Raw genomic sequence first — 22,709 nt, 5'->3', positions numbered from 1 at the left:
CGGGGACGCCACAGCCCGATTGGTGATTGACGGATGACCCCCCCCCCCCTCCCCCCCCCCCCCCCCAACACCGATCACCCGGCCCGCCGCGTCGGTACCTACGAGCGGCGGGGCATCGCCGTTCCTGATCCCTTCCTGCCAGCTGGCCGCGTCGGACACCACGTCGGCGTCGAGCTTATCGAAGATTTCATCGCTGAACTGGCCTGCATATGTCTCCCGCCACGCCAGATTCTTCATCCGTAGGACCGTCTCAACCTCGGCGGGGGCGCACGGCCGGATCGTGAAGGTGGGCATGGTTGTCATGCTAGCGGTCCGGCCGGGAAAGGCTCACTGCCGGTGCATCCTGAACATGGGGCGGTGATGCCAGCTGGGACCGCAGAGCGTGCTGGTGCCGTCCGGCGCAAACCCGTTGCGCCGGTAGAACCGCTCGGCCCGCGGATTGTTGTTGAGGATCCACAAATAGGCGGCCCGGTCCCCGATAGCGGTGTCCAGCAACTGTTGTCCCAGCGCCTTTCCGTGGGTCGCTGCGAGCGTGTAGATATGGTGCAACTCAAAGTCAGGTCGATCTTCGTCCCGCCCCGCGCCCGAGGTCGCGACGCCCACGGCTGATCCTGTCTCGTCGAATGCCACCCAACTGATCGCGCCCGCCGTCAAGGCCTCCCGACGCCTGGCGATCAGAACCGGGAGCTCGGCGTCGTAATGCGCGTGGAACGCCTGCGGCATGATCTGCGCGTAGGTTTCGTGGAGGCCCTGGAGGTGAATGCGGGAGTAGGTTTCGGCGTCGTCGGGCAGGGCTCGACGGATAGAGAAATTCACCACCTCAGTTTATGCCGCGGCGCCGGTGACCACTGCCAGCGCAAACCCGTCCCAGCCTTTGGAGCCGACGGTCTGGACGGCCGTCGCCTCCAGCCGGGGGTGACGGCCCAGCAGCTCGAGGGCGCCACGGGTGCCCCGCACCGCCTGGTCGCCGTCGGTCTCCAGCACGGTGCCGCCGCGCACCACGTTGTCGAGAACGATGACGCTGCCCGGCCGGGACAACCGGACAGCCCAGTCGAGGTAGGTCGGGTTGTTGACCTTGTCGGCGTCGATGAAGAACAGGTCGTAGGGCGCGGTGAGCGTCGGTAGGGTGTCGAGCGCCGCGCCCACGTGAATCGTCACCTTGCGGCCTACCCCCGCCCGGTCGACGTTCCGGCGCGCGACAGCCGCGTGGGATTGCTCGTATTCGCAGGTATCAATCACCCCGTCGTCGGGGATACCCCGGGCCAACCAGATAGTACTGAACCCGCCGAGGGTGCCGATTTCGAGGATGCGGCGGGCGCCCTGGATGGTCGCCAGCAGCATCAGGAGCTTGCCCTGGGTGGGGGTGACCTCGATGGCGGGCATGCCCGCGGCGGCGGTCGCGCCGATGGCCGCGGTCAGCGCTTCATCCTGGTGGACCACAGTGTCAGCCAGATAGCGTTCGACGGCAGCCCAGCCGGTCATGAATGGCCCTGGTACTCGTCCATCTCGTCGATGGCCTGCTCGAGGCGCTCCACTTTGCCCGTGAGCTCCCCGCTGTAGCCAGGCCGGATGTCGGCTTTGAGCACCAAAGACACGCGGCTACCGTACTTGCCGACCGCCTCGGTGGCTCGTTTGACCACGTCCATCACTTCGTCCCATTCACCCTCGATGGTGGTGAACATGGAGTCGGTCTGGTTCGGCAGGCCTGAATCCCTGACGATCCTGACGGCCTCGGCCACTGCGTCGTGAACCGAGCCATCGACGTTTTCGACCGACGTGGCGCCGTTTCCGGCTGGGGCAACTGAGAAGGCTACAAGCATGGTCCAAGTCTGGCATATCGGTGTGCCAGCGGAAGGGGCGTCGGCAAAGATTTGTGCAGCTCCGGCGGGTCCCGACGACCTGTGTCACCGCCGTCGTCATTGCTTGTGCAGTTGTGGTGGGTGGAGCGCTCTCCCACCCGCCACAACTGCGCAAATGCTCGGCGGTCTCGACTCAGGACCCGCCACAACTGCGCAAGAGTCATCGCCAACGAGATAAAACACCCCAATGTGCCCGACGTCATGGCTACCGGGCGCACCGTTTGACAGGATGAGTCAATGACTCGCGGAATATACGTCAGCGCCATGACCGAAGGCTCAGGTAAGTCCCTCATCTCGCTGGGGCTGGCAGACATGCTGCACCGGCATGCGGACCGGGTCGGATTCTTCAGGCCAATCGTCGAGGGTGACGACACCGAGGCGGACCCCATGGTCAACCTCATGAAGCGGTCCTTCAACCTGCCGCCAGAACGCGCCCGCGGCGGCCTCACCCGCGCCGAAGCGCGCGCACTGCTGGTGAAGGGGCAACGGGAGGAGATCGACACTCGGTGTGTTTCCATTTACAGCGAGATGGCCCGGGAGTGCGACGTCATCATCGTTGAAGGCACCGATCTGAGCGGCCATGACGCCGCCGTCGAGTTCGACCTCAACGCCCGGCTGGCCAATAACCTCGGCGCCATGGTGTTGGCGGTGGTCAATGCCAAGGAAATGTCGGCGTCGGAGGCGGCCGACGCCGTCGACGTCTCGCGCCGGGAACTGGACGCTGCGCAGGTGTCCCTGCTCGCCATGATGGTCAACCGGGCCGCGGACGACGCCGTCGCCGAGATCAGTTCACAGGTGCGTCCCGGCCGCTCGGGCCGCCCAGTCTATGTCATTCCGGAGCTGGCGGAAATTTCCCGGCCTACCGTGGGCGAGGTGGCCCGGGAGCTCGGCGCGCGTCAGATTGCCGGCAGCCCAACTCTGGAACGCGATGTCGCGTCGATCAAAGTGGCCGCGATGAACGTGGCCAACTTCCTTCACAAACTCACCGACGGCGCCCTGGTGATCGTCCCCGGCGATCGGGCCGACGTCATGGTTGCCACCCTTGCCTCATCCTTCTCCGCCGAGTTCCCGGTCCCCTCGGGCATGATCCTGACGGGCGGGCTGGCGCCAGATTCCACCATCCTGTCTCTCCTGGCGCAGGCGCCGTTCCCCGTGTTCGCCATCGACGACGACACCTACACTGCTGCGCGGCGGGTCAGCGAGGTGCGCGGCGAGATCGCCTCCGGCCTGCGGCGCAAGGCCGCGGCGGCCCTGGGCGCCTGGGCGCGACAGGTCGATGAACGGGAACTCCTGGAACGGCTGGAACTCCCAAGGGCGCTCACCATGACGCCGCTGCGGTTCCTGCATGACCTGATCGAGCGGGCACGGTCCCAGCGCCGGCACATCGTCCTGCCCGAAGGGGAAGATCCCCGGATCCTGCGGGCAGCCGAAATCCTGCATCGCAGGGATGTCTGCGATCTGACCATCCTGGGCCCGGAGGCGAAGATCCGCGAACTAGCGGCAGGGCAGGGCATCGACCTGGCGGGCGTGAGCCTGATCGACCCAGTGGTCTCCGAGCTGCGCGAAGAGTTTGCCGCCGAGTATGTCAGACTCCGCTCCCATAAGGGTGTCTCGATCGAGAACGCCAGGGAACGTATGCTCGAAGGCGCATATTTCGGCACCATGATGGTGCAGCTCGGGAAAGTAGATGGCATGGTGTCCGGCGCAGCCCACACCACAGCGAACACTATTCGACCGGCTTTGGAGTTCGTGAAGACCAAGGACGGGATCAAGATTGTCTCGTCGGTCTTCCTGATGCTGCTCCGCGACCGGGTTCTGGTGTACGGCGACTGCGCTGTCAACCCGGACCCCGATGACGAGCAGCTCGCCGACATTGCTGTTGCCTCCGCCGAGACCGCCCAGCAGTTCGGTGTTAATCCGCGGGTGGCGATGCTGTCCTACTCGACCGGCGAATCGGGCTCCGGCGGTGCAGTGGATGAGGTGCGCCGCGCCACCGAGCTGGTTCGGGAGCTGCGCCCCGACCTGCCCGTCGAGGGACCTATCCAATACGATGCCGCCGTCGACGCGTCGGTGGCCGAATCGAAACTTCCCGGCTCCTCCGTTGCGGGGCAGGCAACAGTGTTCATCTTTCCCGACCTGAACACCGGCAACAACACGTACAAGGCTGTCCAGCAGTCTGCCGGCGCCGTCGCGGTAGGCCCGATCCTGCAGGGTCTGCGGAAACCTGTCAATGACCTCTCCCGTGGCTGCACTGTTGAAGATATCGTGAACACAGTTGCCATCACCGCTGTCCAGGCGCAGGAGACCTAGGAGGCTCCCGCGTCGGAAACAGCAGCCTCCAGTAGAGTTTTGGGCAGGAGGCATCATGATCATTCTCGTCATCAACTCGGGCTCATCATCGCTGAAGTATCAGGTACGCAATACCGGATCCGGCGAACGATTGGCTGACGGCACCGTGGAGCGGATCGGCGATCCTGCCCACGGCGGCCCCGCCGACCATCAGGCGGCCCTCGACCGGGTGACCGCCGACGTTGAAGTGGCACTGCAGGGACAGACCATCGACGCCGTCGGGCACCGGGTGGTGCACGGGGGCGAACGGTTCAGCGAACCAGTGCTGGTGGACAATGAGATCATCAGGGCAATCGAACGCCTCAGCCCGCTCGCGCCGCTGCACAACCCGGCGAACGTCCAGGGCATCAGGGCAATCACCGCCAAATGGCCGCAGATGCCGCAGGTCGCAGTCTTCGATACGGCGTTCCACCGCACCCTGCCCGAACACGCCTGGCGGTACGCCGTCCCCGACGACCTGTACACCCGGTTCGGTATCCGCCGCTACGGCTTCCACGGCACTTCGATTGGGTTCGTCACCCACCACGCGGCGTCGCTGCTGGGGCTGGCTCCCACCGAGTTCACCGGGATCATCGCCCACCTCGGCAACGGTGCCTCCATCACCGCGGTCAGGGCGGGTGCCAGCATCGACACCTCAATGGGTTTCACCCCGTTGGAGGGGCTGGTGATGGGGACCCGGTCCGGTGACATCGACCCGTCGATCCTGCTGTTCCTAAGCCGGGAGGGCTACTCAGCCGAGGACCTTGATCAGCTCCTGAACCGCGACGCCGGGCTCAGGGGCCTGACCGGGCAGAATGACATGCGCTCGGTGGTCGACTCGGCGGCCGCCGGAGACGTCAGGGCGAAGCTTGCTCTGGATCTGGCGTCGTACCGGCTCGCCAAGTACATCGGCGGGTATCACGTGGCAGTCGGTGGGGCTCAAGCGCTGGTGTTCACCGCGGGTATCGGCGAGAATTCCTGGCAATTCAGGGAGCTCGTGGTTAACAAGCTTGGGGCTCTCAACCTGTATATCGACGAGGCCGAGAACCGCAAGAAGAGCTCGGCGCCCCGCCAGATCAGCACAGAGGAGTCGGCGTTCCCGGTGCTGGTGGTGCCCACCGACGAGGAGGCTGCAATCGCTGAGGCGACCGCCGTCGTCGTTGCGCGCTGAGCCCCTGCCCGGCTAGGGCATTCCCGCCAACCGGGCCAATGCCGCCGCCACCGCGCCGGCCACCACAACTACCAGGAATGGGGCCCGCAGGAGCAGCGCGACGGCGGCGGCAGCCAGGGCAACGATCCTTGCATCGAGGACAAGCTGCTGGCCGGAGGCAAACGTGTTGACCGCTGTGAGCGACGCGAGCAGCCCAATGGTCAGGGTTCCAGCGACCCGGCTCATCCGGGGGTTGTCCATCCATCGTGCCGGGACGAGATATCCGGTGAGCTTGGTCAGGAACGCGAGAGCGCAGGCCAATAGGATCCAGAACCACAGAGTCATCGGTTGGCCTCACCGTCGGCATAGGGGTCAACATCGGGTTCGAGGCCCTCTTCCGGGCTTCCGTGACCAAACCAGCCGATGGCCCCGGCCACGGCTGCCGCGATGATGATAGGCAACCCGGGCGCCATCAGCGGCACCGTCACCACCGTAACCAACGCGCAGATCACTGCGATTGCTGCCGGCTCCCTGGTTCTCAGGCGCGGCCAAAGCAGCCCCAGGAAGGCGGCCACCGCCGCTCCGTCAAGACCCCACTGCGCCGGGTCGCCCAGCGCAGTCCCCAGCAGTGCGCCGACGACGGTGAACACGTTCCACAGCACAAACACGCCGATTCCGGCGCTCCAGAACCCTAGTTGCCGCTCGCCTGGGTCGGTCTGGCCGCTGGCGGTTGCAGCCGATTCATCAATGGTCACCTGGGCTGCAACAAGTCTGCGCCACCCGATGGGCCGGACCAACGCGTTCATCTGCATGCCATAGACGGCGTTGCGGATTCCCAGCAGCGAGGCAGCGGTCAGAGCCGCGGCGCCGGTACCCCCACCGGCCACCACGCCGATGAACGCGAACTGGGAGCCGCCGCTGAACAGCAGCAGGCTCAGGGCCACGGTCTGCCACAGGTTGAACCCCGATGTCACCGAGAGGGCTCCGAAGGAGATCCCGTACAGGCCGGTAGCAACGGCGATGGAGAGCCCAACCCGGACGGCGGGCGACTGCAGGTATTTCACCGATTCAGCGTATTGCCCGGTCGGGAATTCGCCTACTCGGCTTCCCTTCCCCGTCGATCACGGTAATACTGAACAGGTAGTCAGCTTACTTACTAACCGAATGGAGTGAATCATGAAGGCAGTGACATGGCAGGGCCGTCGCACCGTCAGTGTTGAGCAGGTTCCGGATCCAGTGATCCAGGAGCCCACTGACGCTATCGTCCGCATCACCTCCTCGGCCATCTGTGGGTCCGACCTGCACCTGTACGAAGTGCTCACCCCCTACATGCACAAGAACGACGTGCTGGGCCACGAGCCGATGGGCATCGTCCAGGAAGTCGGCAGCGCGGTAACCAACCTGCGCCCGGGAGACCGGGTGGTCATCCCCTTCAACATTTCCTGCGGCCATTGCTGGATGTGCACGCGGGGACTACAATCCCAGTGCGAGACCACCCAGGTCCGTGAACAGGGTTCGGGCGCGAGCCTGCTGGGATTCTCCGAACTGTACGGCTCGGTTCCGGGCGGGCAGGCGGAGTTCCTCCGCGTCCCCCACGCCGACTACGGACCGGTCAAGGTGGGCCACGAACTCCCCGACGAGCGGTACCTCTACCTCTCCGATATTCTCCCTACCGCCTGGCAGGGCGTGAGGTACGCCGACGTTCCCGCGGGCGGCACCCTCGCGGTGTTCGGTCTGGGACCCGTGGGGCAATTTGCCGCACGAATCGGCCGGCACCTCGGCCAGCGGGTCATCGCCGTCGAGCCCGTGGCTGAACGACGCGCCATGGCAGAGCGGCACGGGATCGAGACGCTCGATTTCACAAAAGATATTGGCGACGAGTTGCGGGAGATGACCGACGGTCGCGGGCCTGACGCAGTGGTCGATGCCGTCGGGATGGAATCGCACGATTCCCCGCTGGGCGCGTTCGCCCAGAATGCAGTGAACCTGTTGCCGGAAGCCCTTGCCAAGAAGGCAATGGAAACCGCTGGCGTGGATCGTCTGACGGTGCTGCATGCCGCAATAGATGCGGTGCGGCGCGGCGGAACCATCTCCCTCAGCGGTGTTTACGGTGGAACGGCGAGCCCGATGCCGCTGCTGAGCATGTTCGACAAGCAGCTCCAGACCCGCATGGGCCAGTGCAACGTCCGTAACTGGACCGACGAGCTGCTGCCTATCGTCGAGGACCCCTCCGATCCGTTGGGCGTCATGGACCTGATGACCCACTCGATCAGCCTCGATGAAGCGCCCCAGGCCTACGAAAAGTTCCAGAAGAAGCAGGACGGCTGCATCAAGGTGGTCATCCGCCCCTAGTCACCGGCGCTGGGTGAGAGTCCGCGGCGCTAGCCCTGGGCGCCAGAAAAGTGCCGGGCCACTTTTTTGGCGGTGCGGAGCGCTCGGCGGGCGCTAGAGAGAGCCGCTATTGACGCCGTGGATCGCGTCCGCGGCGCGAACCAGACCCAGATGAGAGAACGCCTGGGGGTAGTTGCCCGCCATCCGGGAGCTACCGCTATCGTATTCCTCGGCCAGCAGGCCAAGGCCGTTGGCGTATCCCACCAGTTGATCCATCAGCCGTTTCGCGTCCTCGATCCTCCCGGACCGGGCGTACTGTTCCACCAGCCAGAAGGAGCAGGCGAGGAAGGGGTGCTCGCCCGGCTTCAGCCCGTCCATCCCCGCTTCGGTCCGGTACCGCAGCAACAGGCCGTGCTCGTTGGCCAGGTCCCTTTCCAATCGTGCCACGGTGCCAAGCATCCGGGGGTCGTCGTAGTCGAGGAACCCCACCTGCGGCAGTTGCAGCAACGAAGCGTCAACCTCTGGGCTGCCGTACGTCTGGGTGAAAGAATTGATGCTGGTGTCAAACCCCTTCTCCAGGATGTTCTCGCGTAGCTGATCCCTGAGCTCAGTCCACCGTTCGGCGTGGCCCTCCAGCCCGTGCTCCCTGACGGCCCGCACACCCCGGTCAAAGGCCGCCCACATCATCACCCTCGAGTGGGTGAAGTACTTCAGCTCGCCGCGCATCTCCCAGATCCCGTGATCAGGGTCGTCAAAATGGTTCTCCGCGAAACTCAGCAGCGCGCGCTGCAGCGGCCAGGAGAAACTGTCCTCAAGTACCCCCCTGTTGCGGAGCTTTTCCAGCACCACCATTACCTCGCCGACCACGTCCGCCTGATACTGATCCACTGCCCCGTTGCCGACCCGCACCGGTGTGGAGTCCTCGTACCCGGGCAGGTGGTCGAGGATCTTCTCCGTCAACTCCCGCTCACCGCCAACCCCGTACATGATCTGCAGATCTTCAGGATCACCTGCGACCGCCCGTAGTAGCCAGTTGCGCCATTCCAGCGCCTCCTCCTGGTATCCGTGGGTCATCATGGCGTCAAGCGTCAGGGCAGCGTCGCGGAGCCAGCAGAACCGGTAGTCCCAGTTGCGGGTGCCACCAAAATGCTCGGGAAGGGACGTAGTGGGCGCCGCGACGATCCCGCCGGTGTCCTCGTGGGTAAGCGCGCGAAGCACCAGCAGCGAGCGCTTGACGATCGGATCATACTCTCCCTGCTGCTCGAAGCTGGCGGCCCAGCCTGACCAGTAGTCAATCGTCTCCTGCAACGCAGTGTCGACGTTCACCGGACGGGGCATCGGACGGTACGAGGGGTACCACAAGAGTTCGAGATCCACCGTCTGGCCTGCAACCACAGTGAAATCCCCCTCATGCCGGCGGTGGGAGGCGCGCGGCAGGTGGTCGCCGCGCAGCGCGAGGGCGTCGGGGCCGGCAATCGCCGAGATCGCCTGGCCGCTCTCGTCGGTCTGTCGGCTGACCCACGGGATGATCTTGCCGTACCCGAACCGCACCACAAGTTCCTGACGTATCGGCACTGCGCCGCTCAGCCCTTCAATCCGCCGCACCACAGAGGCCCTGCGGTCTCCGATCGGCATGAAGTCGGTCACCCTGACGTCCCCGACCTCGGTGTGCCAGCGGGTAACCAGAACAAACGTCGAGTCGACGTAGTGCCAATCCACCACCTCAGCTGAACCCGCACCCGGGGCCGGCGCCACCAGCCACCGCCCGTGGTCCTTTCCGCCCAGCAATGCGCTGAAGAGGGAATCAGAATCGAACCGGGGGAAGCACAACCAGTCGATGCTCCCGGTCTTCGAAATCAGCGCACCGGTGTGCATGTCGGAAACGAGCGCGTAATCTTCGATCGGAGAATGCATACTTCAACTCAATCACAGTCACTACCGGCAGACTGGATCCTCGCCGCCGGAGGTGCGTTTTGCGAGCTGGGCACGGACAGCTGCAGGACGGTTTGTGGTGATTTCCTGAACGCCCAGCTCACGCATGAACTCGACGTCGTCGGGCTTATCCACGGTCCACGCACGGATACGGATCCCTTCGGCAATCCACCGGCGCACCCGGGCCGGATGGGCCAGCACGTAATCGACGCCCGGACCGGCCACCCCCGCTGAATGGGAATCTATATTCTGCTCCCCATCATTGAGCGCCCGGCGGAGCAGGCCGATCACCGCTGCTGCAGTCAACGCCCCAAGGTGCAGTTCGGCGCGCAACTCTTGCGGCCTGACGTCGGAAACCAGCTGGCAGACGGTATACGAAGGCACTTTCTCCAATAGATGTTTCACCGAGTCAGGGCTGAAGCTCATAAAACTGATATTCACATTGGCGAGGGTCGAGCTTTCCGGATCCCACCCCCGCTGCATCAGGAAGGCGATCAGCTTTTCCTCAAGTCTCAACCCGAAGGGGCTGGGATGCTTGAGTTCAATGGCCAGCGAGACCTCGCGCCCCGCAGCCAGCAGCAGTTCCAGCAGGTCGCCTAGTGATAGAAACTGGTCAGCTATACCGCCGAATTCCGCCGGAATATTTGCCCCTTTCCAGGACGCGAAATCGAGCGTCCGCAACTCCCTCAGGGTATGGTCGGCAACGTCGCCGGTGCCATTGGAGGTCCTGTCCAACGTCGAATCATGGATGCAGACCAGCTGCCCGTCGCGCGTCAGGTGCACATCGCATTCGACGCCGTCTGCTTCCTCAACGAGCGCCTGGAGATAGGCGGCCCGGGTGTGTTCGGCAAACTGGTGGCTCGCACCACGGTGGGCGAAAATCGTGTGCAACCTACCCCCTCCCGTCAGCAACCAGTGTCTACCCGATACGCTACGCGACATCGGTCAGCCCAGCGTGACTTACCCAGCCATTCGCTGCTTTACTGGCACAGACGGATGCACAGTAAGTGCGCCGCAACTCCCGGAGGATCCTTGAGCTCTCACCTAGCCGGCACTGACGCAGAACGGGCCGCAGGACTGCGGCGCATGAAAGCTGTGGCCACCGGGCTGCTCGGTGCGATGGCGGTGATTTTTGTCATCTCGTTCGCCCTGCAGGACGAGTACCCGTGGTTGCAATACGTACGGGCCGCGGCCGAGGGCGGGATGGTTGGAGCCCTGGCCGACTGGTTTGCTGTCACCGCGCTGTTCAAGCACCCGATGGGCATCAAGATCCCACACACCGCAATCATTCCGCGGAAGAAGGACCAGATTGGGGCGTCCCTCGGGCAGTTCGTCGAGGAGAATTTCCTGTCTGAGGCTGTGGTGCAGCAGAAGCTGTCTACGGTGGGTATTGCGCAGAGAGCCGGCGTGTGGCTTGCCACCCCCGAAGGCTCGGACCGGGTAGCTACTGAGGGCGCGGCCCTGATTCGCGGCGCCTTTACCGTCCTGGACGACGACGCCGTCCAGTCGGTCATCGAGTCAATGGTCCGTAAGCACCTGCTCACTCCGCCCTGGGGTCCGCCCGCGGGAAAGATCGCCGAGCGGATTTTCGACGACGGTCACCACCATCAGCTGGTGGATCTGCTCGTGGATCGCGCAGCCGAATGGGTGGACGGCAACTATGACCTTGTCTCGGGGCTGGTGTCCCAGCGCTCCCCTACCTGGGTCCCCCAATTTGTGGACGGACTGGTGGGTGACAAGGTGTACGTGGAGCTGACCAAGTTCATGCGCGCTGTGCAGACCAGGCCAGACCACGACGTGCGTCTGTCCCTGGACAAATACCTCAAGGATTTGGCCCGGGACCTGCAGCATGACCCGGTGGTCATCGCCAAGGTCGAAGGCATGAAGGCGCAGCTCCTGGGCGACCCCCAGGTGCGCGATCTGGCCGCCCGCACCTGGACCACCATCAAGAAGGCACTCCTTGAGGCCGTCGACGACCCTGAGAGCGAACTGGCCCGTAACTTCAAGTCGGCGGTCCGGGACTTCGGGCGCCGGTTGTCCACCGACGAGGAGCTGGCCGGGAAAGTGAACCGGTGGATCGCCGACGCTGCCGGGTACCTGGTGCGCACCTACCGCACCGACATCGCCGCGATCATCACCGAGACGGTAGGCCGCTGGGACGCCGTCGAGACCTCACACAAGATTGAACTACAGATCGGCAAGGACCTGCAGTTCATCAGGATCAACGGCACTGTGGTCGGCTCCCTCGCCGGCCTGGTGATTTTTACCGCTGCCCACGCGGTCTTCGGCTAACTCACCCGCTGATCTGCTGCCACCCGGAGTGTCCTTTATCGGCTTGCGCGCCCGATCCCGCCGATTTTCCCCAGAAATATCTAGCGCGGCCGCCGCAACCGGGCGCGACTGGCTCACCTGTCGAGGTCTTGGACCAGCTCACCCGGTAGGACGCTGGGCGCCGGGCCGAAGGCCTGAGCCGTCGCGGCGACTACCGCCCGCCCCATCATGTGGTTGCCTGCACCGCCGACGACGGCGCCGATACCAAACGGAATCGCCCGCCCCAGGAGCGCGCCGCCCTGCTTCGCGAGCATCTTCCGCACGAACCGCCGCCGGATACTGTTCCCGATCGTGCGAGCGATCGGGGACGGAACTGCACCGCCGACCACAGTGCCCCAGTGCTCGGTGGCACCTCCGCCCGAACCGCGCAGCATGGCCTGAATGAGGGCGTTTCCTTCTTCGCCCATGAGGATGGCCATCACCATGGTCTTCGCGCGTTCCGGGTCGCCAGTCTGGACCCCGTGGAGTTCAGCGATGGACTGGGCGTAAAGGGCTGTGGCTTCAAGGAAGCCAACGGTTGCTGCGGCAGAGAGCCCTAACGACGCGATGGTCCCGATAGCGGGCACGACCGCGGTTGCGCCTACCCCGGCACCCGTGACGGTAATTACCGTGAGATAGTGGCGTTCCAGGTCCGAGCTAATCTCGGCGGCGGTCGCCTGCGGGTTCTTTGCGTACATCCGGCGCAGATTCGCCAGGACCAGCGGTCGCTGCACCTCAATTGCACGTTCGATGGTTCGCTGGATGCCCGGCTTGGGCTTTCCCTGCTTATCGAAGAGAGCTCCATTAGCCATCCGCGACGCTGGGTTGAGGTTAGGCAGTTTCATTGCTGGATTCCTTCAGTTGGGCGCAACGCGTTGCCACAGCGCACACGAATGGGGCCGAAAATACACAAAAAACGCCGCCGGGCTGCCCCGGCGGCGTTTTCAAAGTGCAGCGGCTGAATTAGGCGCGTGACTTGCGGCCGGTGATGGCGCCGTAGACAACCAGCACGATCAGTGCGCCACCGATGGCCAGCAGCCATGACGAGATCGAGAAGAATTCGTTCATGTCGGCGTTGAAGAGTGCGCTGCCGATGAAGCCGCCGAGCAGTGCGCCAATAACGCCAAGAATGAGGGTGATGACCCACCCACCGGCCTGCTTGCCCGGGAGAATGAGCTTGGCGATTGCGCCAGCGATAAGGCCTAGAAGAAGGAATGCGAAGAAACCCATGAAGTACTCCTTGTAATCGGGTCTTGTCTACGAGTGATACGTATAACAAAAGTGCTGTAATGCAGGATGTCCCCACACAAGCTTCTAACCATCCTACTTCATCAGCGTGCTTAGTTTTAAGTTAAAGCGGTGTCGAGTTCATTAAACCTCTTGCGCAGGGTTTTTCAAACGACCACGCCGGTATTGATTTGATAACACTTAATTGACCCACAAACCGCATCCTCCGATGCCGATCGCCATACAGGCGCCTATGCGCCTGCCATCTGTTCACAGTTCAACCCTCACGGCAAATTTTCCTCGGACCCCCGCGTAACGAGGGAGTACAGGACAATTGGAGATTTGGGTCTTCAACCGTGTTCATTGCACGGTGCGCAGTTCTTGCTTTTGCAATTCTGACGTTACGGATTCATCACCTCTGGCGTGGCGGGTTAGTAGCCCCTCGGAGGTGGTGTGGCCCAACATGTCACCGCATCAAGGCCCAGCTAACGGCATCCATCGCGCGCCGGGATACCAATAGTGTCGCTGACCGGACGCCTGCCCGGTGACGCTTCCTCCTCGCCACAAAGTGATTGACAAACAAAGATAAACGCAGATATAGTCACTCAATCAGACATTTACTGTGATGGTAGTCACCACTGCGAGGAGGCCGCAATGTTCGCCGAGGAACGCCACAGCAAGATCGCCACTCTCGTGGCAGCAGAAGGTCGGGTCAGTGTCGCCGAGCTCTCCGAGCGTTTCAACATCACCAGGGAAACGGTCAGGCGTGATCTTGCCCTCCTGGAGGATGCGGGAATCCTGCGTCGGGTCCATGGCGGGGCGGTGACGGGTGGGAACAGCAGCACCAGTGAGCTCAGCCTGGACAGCCGCGAGGCCCAGCATCAGCCAGAAAAGGCGCGGATCGCCAAAGCCGCCCTCGCTATGGTTCCCCACATCGGATCCATAGTGCTCGACGCAGGCACCACCACCGGCCACCTCGCCGACTTACTGGCCCATGAGAACCGGGATGACCTCGTCGTGATCACCCACGCCGTCCCGATTGCCCAGGCGATCGCATCGTCCAGCCTGCACCTCGAACTGGTCGGAGGGCGGGTCAGGGGACTGACCAGCGCCGCCGTCGGAAGCCACACGATCGACCGGTTCAACGGGTACCGCCCGGACATCGCGTTTATCGGAGCTAACGGCGTCCACTCCACCTTCGGCCTCAGCACCCCAGACCCTGATGAGGCGTCAGTTAAAACGGCTATCGTCAGGTCGGCGCGCAGGGTCATCGCCGTCATCGACGCCTCGAAACTCGAGCAGGAGACTCTGGTGGGATTCGCCGCACTCGCCGACATTGACACCCTGGTCACCGACCAGACCCCCGCACCCGCGTTGGCTGCAGCGCTGGCTGACGCCGACGTCGAGGTGGTGGTCGCGTGATCATCACGCTGACCGTCAACCCTAGCCTCGACCGAACCGTAGAACTGGCAAAGGAGCTCATCCGGGGTGAAGTGCAGCGTGCCACTGCCGCCCACCAGGAACCGGGCGGAAAAGGAGTCAACGTCTGCCGCGCCCTCTGCGCCTCCGAAGTTCCCGCGACCGCGGTGCTCCCTGGGGATCCTGACGATCCCGTACTGGTGGGCCTCCGCGCCGCCGGAGTCCCGTTCAGAAGCGTCCCCATCGGCACCCCGCTGCGCAGCAACATCACTCTAACTGAGCAGGGCGGGACCACCACCAAAATCAACGAGCCTGGACCGCTGCTCGGCGCCACTGAACTCACCGCCTTGCTGGACGTGGTGCTGGCCGAGTGTTCCGGGGCAACCTGGCTGGTCCTGGCCGGATCCCTCCCACCAGGTGTCCCTACGACCTTCTACGCCACGGTGATCGACGCAGTCCGCAAGCGCTACCCGGACACAGCACCGCTGATCGCCGTCGATTCATCCGGCGCCCCGCTCATCGACACGCTTGCCGCAGGGGTAAGGCCGGATCTATTGAAACCCAATGCGGAAGAGCTCGCCGAACTGAGCGGCGTTGCCGACGGCGATGCTCTCGAAGCCGATCCGGCTCTTGCCGCCGCCGCAGCAGCCACTTTGGTGGGCGCCGGCGTCGGCACTGTCCTCGCAACCCTGGGCGCGCGCGGCGCACTCCTGGTGACCGCCCACGAAGCGTGGCAGGCAACTCATCCACCGGTCGCCGCCCGCTCCACGGTCGGTGCCGGCGATTCGGCCCTCGCCGGTTACCTGCTGGCCCATACCGGCGGCGGCTCGCCCGAACACTGCCTGCGACAGGCGGTTGCCCACGGCTCAGCCGCGGCGACCTTACCGGGATCCACCGTCCCCAGCCTCAGCCAAACCACCCCGGACGCCGTCACCACCCGGCGGCTTTACCTCCCCTACGCTTCAACCGACGCACCGCTCGATGCACCACTTCCAAGGAGGAAGATCAATGGCACAGCTAATCACCACCGACCTGGTCACGCTTGATCAGGACTTGGGCTCTGACCGGCAGCAGGTGATCCGCCAGCTAGCAGATCAGGTTGCCGCCACCGGCCGGGCTACCGGCGCTGACGGCCTCTACGCCGACGCGCTGGCCCGCGAACAGAAGACCGCCACCGGAATACCCGGCGGCATCGCTATCCCCCACTGCCGGTCCACCTCGGTCACCGAGCCCACCCTCGCCATGGCGCGGCTCAATCCACCAGTGGACTTCGGCGCCAAGGATGGCCCGGCCGATCTGGTGTTCTTTATCGCGGCACCCGACGGCGCCGACCAGGAACACCTCAAACTCCTGTCCAAGCTGGCCCGGTCGCTGATCAAGAAGGATTTCACAGCAGCTCTCCGCGCCGCGGCCACTCCGCAGGACGTCGTCGACCTCGTCCAGGGCGCCCTCGACGCCGGCCCCCGCCAGAGCTCCGGCGGTGCTCACGCTCACCCGGCACCGACACCGACACCGACACTTGTCAGTGCGCCGGCCGAAACTACCACCGCCGGCGGTGCAACCCCACCAGCAGCACCGCGCCGCCTGGTGGCGGTCACCGCCTGCCCCACCGGAATCGCCCACACCTACATGGCAGCCGACTCGCTGGTCGCCGCAGCCAAGGAGCGCGGGGTTGACCTCCAGGTCGAAACCCAGGGGTCCTCCGGCGCCACTCCCCTACCCCCCGGGGTGATCGCCGCCGCCGACGCGGTAATCTTCGCCGTCGACGTCGACGTGCGTGACAGGAACCGTTTCGCCGGGAAGCCAGTCATCACCTCCCCAGTCAAACGGGGCATCGATGAACCGGGACTCATGGTCGAGGAGGCGCTAGCCGCCGCCGACAACCCCGATGCGCGGCGCGTCCAGGGATCCGCCGATCCTCAGGCCCAACAGACCGACGACGACGGCGAAAGTGTGGGACGCAAGCTCAAGCGCGTACTGCTGACCGGTGTTAGCTACATGATTCCGTTTGTCGCAGGCGGCGGTCTCCTGATTGCCCTGGGCTTCCTGCTCGCAGGCTACGAAATTGCCTTGTCGAATGCCGACGGCGTGGGCAATGGCGACGCGATGCTCGCCCAATACTCCCTCTTCAACCTGCCGCCGGAGGGCCTCGCAGTCTTCCTGGGGGCTGTCTTCTTCAAGATCGGAGCCCTGTCAATGGGCTTCCTCGTCCCGGCCCTGGCCGGCTACATCGCCTATGCGCTGGCCGACCGGCCAGGCATCGCCCCCGGTTTCGTTGCCGGTGCTGTGGCAGGCTTCATGGGCGCTGGATTCCTCGGCGGCATCGTCGGCGGTCTGCTTGCCGGCTATATCGCCCTAATGATCGGACGGATCAAGGTGCCGCGCTGGCTCCGGAGCCTGATGCCGGTGGTCATCATCCCGCTACTGGCTTCCATCGCTGCATCGGGCCTCCTGATCCTGATCCTTGGCGGACCAATCGCCGCACTGACCAACGCGCTGAACGACTTCCTCTCCGGAATGACCGGAGCAGCAGCTGTACTCCTCGGAGCAATCCTGGGCCTGATGATGGCCATCGACCTCGGCGGACCAATCAACAAGGTAGCCTATTCGTTCGCCGTCGCTGGACTCGGTGCGGGAGCGGTAGCCAACCAGGCTCCGTGGCAGATCATGGCGGCCGTCATGGCCGCCGGCATGGTCCCACCGCTGGCCATGGCACTCGCCACCGTCCTGGACCGCCGCGGTTTCTCAGTGGCCGAACGGGAAAACGGGAAGGCAGCCTGGCTGCTGGGCGCAGCGTTCATCTCCGAAGGCGCGATTCCCTTTGCAGCGGTGGACCCGCTCCGCGTCATCCCCGCGAGCATGCTCGGGTCGGCGGTGACCGGAGCCATCGTGATGGGCTCCGGTGTCACTTCGCAGGCACCCCACGGCGGTATCTTCGTCTTCTTTGCGATCGGGAATGTCGCTATGTTTGTGGTGGCTATCATTGTGGGCACCATCATCTCGGCAGTCGCAGTGGTTGCCCTGAAGCGCTTCGCCACGCGGAAGACCGAAGACACCCCTGTCGCCGAGACGGTCGCCGCCTAACCGAACCCCGGAGGGTAGTTCAATGACGAGACTTACCGGAGTCGGGGTTAGCCCCGGCCGTGTGATCGGGCCTGTGCTGCAGATGCCCGGCAGCGTGACCGAACCACCCTCGGATGAGCGGTGGGGTCAGGACACCACCGCCGACGCCGAAACGGCCCGGCTGAAGTCCGCTTCCAAAGCGGTCCAGGCCGAGCTGAAGCGTCGCGCCGAGGTCGCATCGGAGGATGCGAGCGCCGTCTTGGAGGCCACGGCGATGATGGCCACCGACCCGATGCTGCTGAAGTCGGCGACCAAGCTCATCGCCGCCGGCGCCTCCGCTGAACGCTCGGTGTGGGACGCCGGATCGGCTGTTGCCGAGATGCTGCGGGGCCTCGGCGGGTACATGGCCGAGCGCACCCAGGACGTCCACGACGTGCGGGCACGGCTGGTCGCTGAACTTCGCGGGCTTCCCGCTCCGGGCATTCCGACGTCGGACCAGCCCTTCATCCTCGCTGCCGAGGACCTTGCCCCGGCGGATACAGCAACCCTCGATTCCACCAAAGTGCTGGCGCTGATCACCAGCAGCGGCGGACCCCAGTCGCACACGGCCATTCTGGCCCGCGCGTTGGGACTGCCTGCGGTGGTGGCGGCGCTCGGTGCGGAAGCCATCAAAGCCGGGACCGTGGTTTACGTGGACGGCGCCACCGGCAGCATTGTCACTGAACCCGGTGACGATGAGCATTCGGCGGCTGCCCGGTGGGTGGAGCAGTCGGCAGCGCTCGGCACGTTCAACGGGACGGGTGCCACAGCCGACGGGCATCTAGTGCCGTTACTGGCAAATGTCGGGTCCGGCAAGGACGCACGCGCAGCGGCAGCGGCGGGGGCGGAGGGCGTAGGCCTGCTGCGCACCGAATTCTGTTTCCTCGATCGTGAGACTGAGCCCAGCGGAGACGAGCAGACCGCAGCGTATCGGGAGGTCTTCGACGCGTTCCCGGGCCGGAAAGTGGTGGTGAGGACCCTCGATGCCGGTGCTGACAAGCCGCTGCCTTTCCTCACCGACGCCTCGGAGCCCAACCCGGCGCTGGGCGTCAGGGGATACCGGACGGGGTCCATTAGCGCCGGCGTACTGACCCGCCAGTTGCAGGCAATCGCCCGTGCCGCAGCGGATACCGAAGCTGAGGTGTGGGTGATGGCGCCGATGATCTCCACCGCCGCGGAGGCCGAAGCCTTCGGCGGGCTGTGCCTTGCGGAAGGCCTGACCCAGCCCGGAGTGATGGTCGAAGTACCGTCAGCGGCACTGACGGCCGAGGCAATCCTGCACCATGTGGGATTCGCTTCCCTGGGTACCAATGACCTCACCCAGTACACGATGGCCGCTGACCGGCAGCTAGGCCAACTGGCCGCGCTGAACGACTCCTGGCAGCCTGCAGTGCTTCAACTGGTCAAGCTCACCGTCGCCGGCGCGGAGTCTGCAGCTGCAGACACGGGGGCCGAGAAACCGGTGGGGGTGTGCGGTGAGGCCGCAGCGGATCCGGCCCTCGCCGTCGTGCTGGTGGGTCTGGGTGTCCAGACCCTCTCCATGTCGGCCAGGTCGCTCCCCACCGTCGCGGCGGTGCTCGCCTCGGTGACCCGCCACGAAGCCCAGGAACTCGCGGCCCTGGCTCTTGCCGCTCCCACTGCCGATTCGGGGCGTACCGCCGTGCGCGAACGGCTCCCCATTCTGAAAACCCTGGGCCAGTAAGCGCCCTAACCAAGGAGGAAACCCTATGTCAGAACGCAAAGCCACGGTGGCGAGCCGAGTGGGCCTGCACGCCCGCCCAGCAGCCATCTTCGCCGAGGCCGCCGGTGAGCTTCCCCTGGAAGTCACCATCGCTTTGGAAGGCGAGCCGGTTGAAGACGCGATGGATGCGTCAAGCATCTTGTCGCTGATGGGCCTCGGGGCCTCCCACGGCGACGTCGTCGTGCTGCGTGCCGACGGCGATGGCGCCGAGGAGGCCCTAGAGACTCTGGCGAAAATTCTGGAGACCGACCACGACGCCGAGTGACACTGGGCGCGGGTCTGGGCTCCGCCGGCAATCGGTGACGTGATTGGCGCGGGCTGGATGCGGTAGGGCTGGAAAGCCACTACCAAGATCGCGGGAGCAGGCCAGAGTTGCTTCCGAATATGGGACGACGGGCCGGCCGAAGAAGCGCTACGCCTGGACCGGGCAACCCGGTCGGGAACGGGTAGGTGCGTCCACCCGTTCTAATGGACGCCCCACCCCGCACCGTAGCTCCGCTGTCCCCCATGGCTAAGCAGAGTTACTTAATCATTATTTTGGCACACGATGATGAAAACGTGAATACCTTTGGTGTAATCAATCACCAAAACGTCAAATTCTAGGCAAGTTGATTCTCCTGCGGCGACGATTCGGTGCGCCGTCGCGCAGCCCAGATGATTGTGAGACCGGTCGTGACTAGCAGGATGGCGCCGAACGGGAGGAGAACCTCCCACATACCCAGGTCGCCCACTGTAAACCGAGCCACCGCGAAAAAGGTGACAGCACCAAAACCGACCGCCAACAACGCCGACGCACCCCGATGTGCGGTCCTGCCGGTTGGGTCCGCAACGCCTCTGAGGGCGGGCACGATCAGGCAAGCCGCAACGTATGCCGGATAGAGTCGGCCTGCCTCGGCGTAGTACCTCACGGTGCTTTGCTCTGAGTAGGCGAACAAGCCCGTTGAACTTTCGGGGAGGTCGCTGATGACGAACAGCGCGACGGTAACCAGTACAAAAAGACCCAAAACCGCCAAGCCAACCGGTCCAATAATCAGCCACCGCGTTCGGGGCGATCTGAAGGCGGCAGCGATTCTGATGCCCAGCAGGACAACAATCGCGAAAAGTGAGAGTCTGAGGATCGGGTTGGCGATGTTGATGCCGCCCAGGAATCCATCAACCGGCAAGTAGATCTGCGGCAGACTCAACCCCACAGCAACAACGAGCAGCACCAAAGCGACGAACACGCCGCGCCCCCGGCCGCGGACAGCGTCCGGTAGCCGCAATAAGGCGAACACGATGCATAGTGCCAGCACCGTCCATTGGATTACCTGCTCACTCATCCGAGGTTCTCCCATAGGTCGCGATCCCGGCTATGCGCCAGTTCAAGTTTCTTGAGTGACTTACCGAGCACGTCGAGGCGGTCCCTCGCAAGCAAGACCAGATCTGCGTCCTGCATGACGCTCAGCGCCCGGCGCCTTCCGTTGGCCGGCCAGCTCCCCTCGCCGGGCGTGAGCAGACCGGTAACGACCAGTCCGCTCGCTAGTGATACCCCGGCAAGCCGGGCAGCCGCCAAAGCCAGTTCGGGGGTTAGCCGTCCGGCAGTGAGCTGCGCCGAAAGGTTCTGGGGTGCGATGCCGGTTCCGGCCGCCAGTCCCTGGCGGAGGTCACCACGATCAATAGCATCGATCCATGCCCGCACCGAGTTCCGGTGCGGGAAGGAAGCCAGATCGAGCTGGACTGCCCGCCCCACCACCTCCTTGTCCTGGCTGCGGGCCACGACGAGTCGGAGGATGTCGATGTGGGAGACCTGGCTGATCAGTTCGGCGTCAGTCGGTTCCCGGATCCCACCCGGAAGGTCGCGGTAGCCATCAAAATCGCCAAGCTCCTGCACGGGATGCAGGTGGTAGGCGCGGGCGATGCCGACGATCGTGCTGGTGGCCACCTTCCCACGGACCAGCTGCTGACCCAGGGTTGACCTTTTGATCCCCGCCTTACGGCACACATCCGAAACGGTATCGTCTGGCGCAATCCGGGATCGCCACAGCTGGAAGGACTTAGCTGTGACAGCCATTACCACCCCTTAATTGGACTTCCCCCGCTCGATTTGAAGTATACTGAGGTTGCTGGCTCCCCATTCTGCGATTCCCCCATACGCAGAACGCGGAGCCAGTCTCAATTTAACCCTCCAATGGCCCGAAGAATTACCAGCGCGCCTTCTTCTCGGTTTTGCCCTGCTTCCCGCTGCGGTGAACCGGCTGATGATTGGGCCCGGTGCTTCGGGACCCGGCGAGTTTTCCAAAATCCGGATTTTTCTTTTCCAGCGCGAGCCTGGCCCTGGGATCGTCCTGAAGTTTTTTCGCTGCCGACTCGGACAGGTGCACTGCCACGTCCGGGGTGTGGTCTTTGGTGTCGTTTTTGGGTTGCTCGGTCATGGAGATCCTTAGATGGTCGACTGCCGAACGATGTTCAGCTGCTGCTGTGGTGGATAAGAAACGCCACTCGGAGGCACTGCCTCAACAAGTGTGGTTTTCGATCAGAGAAGAAGCCCTGAAAGGACTACTCGAAAGTTATTGTTCTCATGCAGCTAAACCTACACGACGCCTCCGGCGTCGGCCAGAGCTCCCAGCCCTGGCCGCTAGGTGAGCGTGTGGCCGGGCGTGTGGGGCTTGCTGCCTACAACCTGACTGCTTACCACCCCGGCAGCGGTCTCGGCAGCTGCGAGGGCCGCTTCGAGGCGTGCCACAGCCGACTCATACTCAGGCGCTACTGAGCTGCCGTCGTCGAACCTGACCCGTGACAGCGCTGCGGCCCGCATTGATCGGATCAGCTGGGACGTGTCGCTGCGGGAGAGATCCGTCATCGCCGGAAAGTCGATGGCCGCTGCCGGATCCAGTTCGTAGGTGACCCATTGCTGAAGGACCCGCTCGTGGCGGGCACGCAGGTTCTCGCCCTCGCGGCGGATCGCCTCGGCGTCGAGCGATGCCCGGCGTTCCCGCTCGCCTCGCCATAGCCAACCGGCTGCCAGGCCGCCGCAGAGCAGCGCCGCGGCGGTGACCATTCCTTCGCTCCTCGGAATGGTTGCTGCGGCTGCAATCACTGCGAGGACAACGGCCACGAATCCGGAGAACCCGTACCAAAACAGGGAGTCGACGTCGTCATTACGCTTGAGGGAGCCAGCCAAGACCGCCGCGGTGATAGCGGTGAGAATTCCCACCACTGCGACGGCGATCGTCGCCTGGATGACGAAACTGGCAAGGTCCATCGGTCTTCCTCCCGGCGGGGCCGAGGTTCACGGACCGAGGGTGGCCGAAAACGTAGCGTCCCTTGTGGA

General features: G+C 64.3%; 22 protein-coding genes and 1 pseudogene. 9 read left to right on the top strand and 14 right to left on the bottom strand.

Going from position 1 to position 22,709, the window contains the following annotated elements; genetic code table 11:
• From ACX80O_RS11330 to ACX80O_RS11315, 4 genes and pseudogenes are all read right to left on the bottom strand, one after another.
• Window positions 1-294, bottom strand: a pseudogene (locus ACX80O_RS11330) (hypothetical protein); the annotation flags it as partial.
• A gap of 33 nt (window positions 295-327) precedes the next feature.
• Complete coding sequence (locus ACX80O_RS11325; protein WP_459333505.1) at window positions 328-816, bottom strand: GNAT family N-acetyltransferase; 489 nt, start codon at window positions 814-816, stop codon at window positions 328-330.
• 9 nt (window positions 817-825) lie between these two features.
• Window positions 826-1,482, bottom strand: coding sequence for an O-methyltransferase (locus ACX80O_RS11320; RefSeq protein WP_459333504.1), 657 nt, complete (start codon window positions 1,480-1,482; stop codon window positions 826-828).
• A complete protein-coding gene (locus ACX80O_RS11315; RefSeq protein ID WP_459306025.1) occupies window positions 1,479-1,820 on the bottom strand; it encodes a thiamine-binding protein in 342 nt (113 codons plus the stop codon). Before ACX80O_RS11315 ends, ACX80O_RS11320 begins: the two co-directional genes overlap by 4 nt.
• Window positions 1,821-2,096: 276 nt before the next feature.
• Between ACX80O_RS11315 and pta the strand changes: the two genes are divergently transcribed.
• Both pta and ACX80O_RS11305 read left to right on the top strand, forming a co-directional pair.
• Window positions 2,097-4,169, top strand: coding sequence for a phosphate acetyltransferase (pta, locus tag ACX80O_RS11310; protein ID WP_459333503.1), 2,073 nt, complete (start codon window positions 2,097-2,099; stop codon window positions 4,167-4,169).
• A gap of 55 nt (window positions 4,170-4,224) precedes the next feature.
• Complete coding sequence (locus tag ACX80O_RS11305) at window positions 4,225-5,358, top strand: acetate kinase (RefSeq protein ID WP_459333502.1); 1,134 nt, start codon at window positions 4,225-4,227, stop codon at window positions 5,356-5,358.
• Window positions 5,359-5,370: 12 nt separating this feature from the next.
• On the opposite strand, the gene ACX80O_RS11300 is transcribed toward ACX80O_RS11305, so the two are convergent.
• Window positions 5,371-5,682: an AzlD domain-containing protein gene (locus ACX80O_RS11300; RefSeq protein ID WP_459333501.1), complete on the bottom strand. Its 312-nt coding sequence runs from the start codon at window positions 5,680-5,682 to the stop codon at window positions 5,371-5,373.
• Complete coding sequence (locus tag ACX80O_RS11295) at window positions 5,679-6,401, bottom strand: AzlC family ABC transporter permease (protein ID WP_459333500.1); 723 nt, start codon at window positions 6,399-6,401, stop codon at window positions 5,679-5,681. The genes ACX80O_RS11300 and ACX80O_RS11295 overlap by 4 nt, the downstream gene beginning before the upstream one ends.
• Window positions 6,402-6,513: 112 nt before the next feature.
• Here ACX80O_RS11295 and ACX80O_RS11290 point away from each other — a divergent pair, with 112 nt between their 5' ends.
• Window positions 6,514-7,689 (top strand): zinc-dependent alcohol dehydrogenase, encoded by a 1,176-nt coding sequence (locus tag ACX80O_RS11290; RefSeq protein WP_459306032.1) that lies wholly within the window; start codon window positions 6,514-6,516, stop codon window positions 7,687-7,689.
• Window positions 7,690-7,782: 93 nt separating this feature from the next.
• On the opposite strand, the gene ACX80O_RS11285 is transcribed toward ACX80O_RS11290, so the two are convergent.
• Together ACX80O_RS11285 and ACX80O_RS11280 are read right to left on the bottom strand one after the other, a co-directional pair.
• Window positions 7,783-9,582 (bottom strand): glycoside hydrolase family 15 protein, encoded by a 1,800-nt coding sequence (locus ACX80O_RS11285; RefSeq protein WP_459333499.1) that lies wholly within the window; start codon window positions 9,580-9,582, stop codon window positions 7,783-7,785.
• 21 nt (window positions 9,583-9,603) lie between these two features.
• Window positions 9,604-10,491, bottom strand: a complete 888-nt coding sequence (locus tag ACX80O_RS11280) for a glycerophosphodiester phosphodiesterase (RefSeq protein WP_459306035.1) — start codon at window positions 10,489-10,491, stop codon at window positions 9,604-9,606.
• A gap of 105 nt (window positions 10,492-10,596) precedes the next feature.
• Between ACX80O_RS11280 and ACX80O_RS11275 the strand changes: the two genes are divergently transcribed.
• Entirely contained in the window at window positions 10,597-11,892 is a 1,296-nt protein-coding gene (locus tag ACX80O_RS11275; protein ID WP_459333498.1) for a DUF445 domain-containing protein, read from the top strand.
• Between the two features lie 113 nt (window positions 11,893-12,005).
• Here the strand turns inward: ACX80O_RS11275 and ACX80O_RS11270 are convergent, their stop codons facing one another.
• Window positions 12,006-12,755, bottom strand: coding sequence for a hypothetical protein (locus ACX80O_RS11270; RefSeq protein ID WP_459333497.1), 750 nt, complete (start codon window positions 12,753-12,755; stop codon window positions 12,006-12,008).
• Window positions 12,756-12,873: 118 nt separating this feature from the next.
• Window positions 12,874-13,140: a GlsB/YeaQ/YmgE family stress response membrane protein gene (locus ACX80O_RS11265; protein ID WP_459306039.1), complete on the bottom strand. Its 267-nt coding sequence runs from the start codon at window positions 13,138-13,140 to the stop codon at window positions 12,874-12,876.
• Window positions 13,141-13,791: 651 nt separating this feature from the next.
• Between ACX80O_RS11265 and ACX80O_RS11260 the strand changes: the two genes are divergently transcribed.
• The 5 genes from ACX80O_RS11260 to ACX80O_RS11240 are packed head-to-tail and all read left to right on the top strand — an operon-like array spanning window position 13,792 to window position 19,664.
• Window positions 13,792-14,559: a DeoR/GlpR family DNA-binding transcription regulator gene (locus ACX80O_RS11260; RefSeq protein ID WP_459333496.1), complete on the top strand. Its 768-nt coding sequence runs from the start codon at window positions 13,792-13,794 to the stop codon at window positions 14,557-14,559.
• The gene (locus ACX80O_RS11255; RefSeq protein WP_459333495.1) at window positions 14,556-15,602 is read left to right on the top strand and encodes a 1-phosphofructokinase family hexose kinase; all 1,047 of its coding nucleotides are present in this window, start codon (window positions 14,556-14,558) and stop codon (window positions 15,600-15,602) included. The genes ACX80O_RS11260 and ACX80O_RS11255 overlap by 4 nt, the downstream gene beginning before the upstream one ends.
• Window positions 15,565-17,640, top strand: a complete 2,076-nt coding sequence (locus ACX80O_RS11250) for a PTS fructose transporter subunit IIABC (protein WP_459333494.1) — start codon at window positions 15,565-15,567, stop codon at window positions 17,638-17,640. The genes ACX80O_RS11255 and ACX80O_RS11250 overlap by 38 nt, the downstream gene beginning before the upstream one ends.
• Before the next feature lie 22 nt (window positions 17,641-17,662).
• Window positions 17,663-19,360: a phosphoenolpyruvate--protein phosphotransferase gene (ptsP, locus tag ACX80O_RS11245; RefSeq protein ID WP_459333493.1), complete on the top strand. Its 1,698-nt coding sequence runs from the start codon at window positions 17,663-17,665 to the stop codon at window positions 19,358-19,360.
• 25 nt (window positions 19,361-19,385) lie between these two features.
• A complete protein-coding gene (locus tag ACX80O_RS11240) occupies window positions 19,386-19,664 on the top strand; it encodes an HPr family phosphocarrier protein (protein ID WP_459333492.1) in 279 nt (92 codons plus the stop codon).
• 334 nt (window positions 19,665-19,998) lie between these two features.
• On the opposite strand, the gene ACX80O_RS11235 is transcribed toward ACX80O_RS11240, so the two are convergent.
• The 4 genes from ACX80O_RS11235 to ACX80O_RS11220 all read right to left on the bottom strand — a co-directional run bounded on the left by ACX80O_RS11235 (window position 19,999) and on the right by ACX80O_RS11220 (window position 22,640).
• Window positions 19,999-20,718 (bottom strand): hypothetical protein, encoded by a 720-nt coding sequence (locus ACX80O_RS11235; protein ID WP_459333491.1) that lies wholly within the window; start codon window positions 20,716-20,718, stop codon window positions 19,999-20,001.
• Window positions 20,715-21,449: a hypothetical protein gene (locus ACX80O_RS11230; RefSeq protein ID WP_459333490.1), complete on the bottom strand. Its 735-nt coding sequence runs from the start codon at window positions 21,447-21,449 to the stop codon at window positions 20,715-20,717. Before ACX80O_RS11230 ends, ACX80O_RS11235 begins: the two co-directional genes overlap by 4 nt.
• Before the next feature lie 130 nt (window positions 21,450-21,579).
• Window positions 21,580-21,810 carry a hypothetical protein gene (locus ACX80O_RS11225; RefSeq protein WP_459333489.1) on the bottom strand — a complete coding sequence of 77 codons (231 nt, stop codon included), beginning with the start codon at window positions 21,808-21,810 and terminating at the stop codon, window positions 21,580-21,582.
• 203 nt (window positions 21,811-22,013) lie between these two features.
• Window positions 22,014-22,640 (bottom strand): hypothetical protein, encoded by a 627-nt coding sequence (locus tag ACX80O_RS11220; protein ID WP_459333488.1) that lies wholly within the window; start codon window positions 22,638-22,640, stop codon window positions 22,014-22,016.
• Between the last annotated feature and the right edge of the window lie 69 nt (window positions 22,641-22,709).

The organism is Arthrobacter glycogeni (assembly GCF_054511155.1).
Note: the sequence above shows the minus strand (reverse complement) of the source record. Positions and strands in the feature narration are given on the sequence as shown.

What these genes read in the sequence shown, in the direction of transcription:
- ACX80O_RS11320 (WP_459333504.1), bottom strand. Translation starts at nt 1,482, where the DNA reads ATGACCGGCTGGGCTGCCGTCGAACGCTATCTGGCTGACACTGTGGTC.
- ACX80O_RS11315 (WP_459306025.1), bottom strand. Translation starts at nt 1,820, where the DNA reads ATGCTTGTAGCCTTCTCAGTTGCCCCAGCCGGAAACGGCGCCACGTCG.
- pta (WP_459333503.1), top strand. Translation starts at nt 2,097, where the DNA reads ATGACTCGCGGAATATACGTCAGCGCCATGACCGAAGGCTCAGGTAAG.
- ACX80O_RS11305 (WP_459333502.1), top strand. Translation starts at nt 4,225, where the DNA reads ATGATCATTCTCGTCATCAACTCGGGCTCATCATCGCTGAAGTATCAG.
- ACX80O_RS11300 (WP_459333501.1), bottom strand. Translation starts at nt 5,682, where the DNA reads ATGACTCTGTGGTTCTGGATCCTATTGGCCTGCGCTCTCGCGTTCCTG.
- ACX80O_RS11290 (WP_459306032.1), top strand. Translation starts at nt 6,514, where the DNA reads ATGAAGGCAGTGACATGGCAGGGCCGTCGCACCGTCAGTGTTGAGCAG.
- ACX80O_RS11285 (WP_459333499.1), bottom strand. Translation starts at nt 9,582, where the DNA reads ATGCATTCTCCGATCGAAGATTACGCGCTCGTTTCCGACATGCACACC.
- ACX80O_RS11275 (WP_459333498.1), top strand. Translation starts at nt 10,597, where the DNA reads ATGCACAGTAAGTGCGCCGCAACTCCCGGAGGATCCTTGAGCTCTCAC.
- ACX80O_RS11270 (WP_459333497.1), bottom strand. Translation starts at nt 12,755, where the DNA reads ATGAAACTGCCTAACCTCAACCCAGCGTCGCGGATGGCTAATGGAGCT.
- ACX80O_RS11265 (WP_459306039.1), bottom strand. Translation starts at nt 13,140, where the DNA reads ATGGGTTTCTTCGCATTCCTTCTTCTAGGCCTTATCGCTGGCGCAATC.
- ACX80O_RS11260 (WP_459333496.1), top strand. Translation starts at nt 13,792, where the DNA reads ATGTTCGCCGAGGAACGCCACAGCAAGATCGCCACTCTCGTGGCAGCA.
- ACX80O_RS11250 (WP_459333494.1), top strand. Translation starts at nt 15,565, where the DNA reads ATGGCACAGCTAATCACCACCGACCTGGTCACGCTTGATCAGGACTTG.
- ptsP (WP_459333493.1), top strand. Translation starts at nt 17,663, where the DNA reads ATGACGAGACTTACCGGAGTCGGGGTTAGCCCCGGCCGTGTGATCGGG.
- ACX80O_RS11240 (WP_459333492.1), top strand. Translation starts at nt 19,386, where the DNA reads ATGTCAGAACGCAAAGCCACGGTGGCGAGCCGAGTGGGCCTGCACGCC.
- ACX80O_RS11235 (WP_459333491.1), bottom strand. Translation starts at nt 20,718, where the DNA reads ATGAGTGAGCAGGTAATCCAATGGACGGTGCTGGCACTATGCATCGTG.
- ACX80O_RS11230 (WP_459333490.1), bottom strand. Translation starts at nt 21,449, where the DNA reads ATGGCTGTCACAGCTAAGTCCTTCCAGCTGTGGCGATCCCGGATTGCG.
- ACX80O_RS11225 (WP_459333489.1), bottom strand. Translation starts at nt 21,810, where the DNA reads ATGACCGAGCAACCCAAAAACGACACCAAAGACCACACCCCGGACGTG.
- ACX80O_RS11220 (WP_459333488.1), bottom strand. Translation starts at nt 22,640, where the DNA reads ATGGACCTTGCCAGTTTCGTCATCCAGGCGACGATCGCCGTCGCAGTG.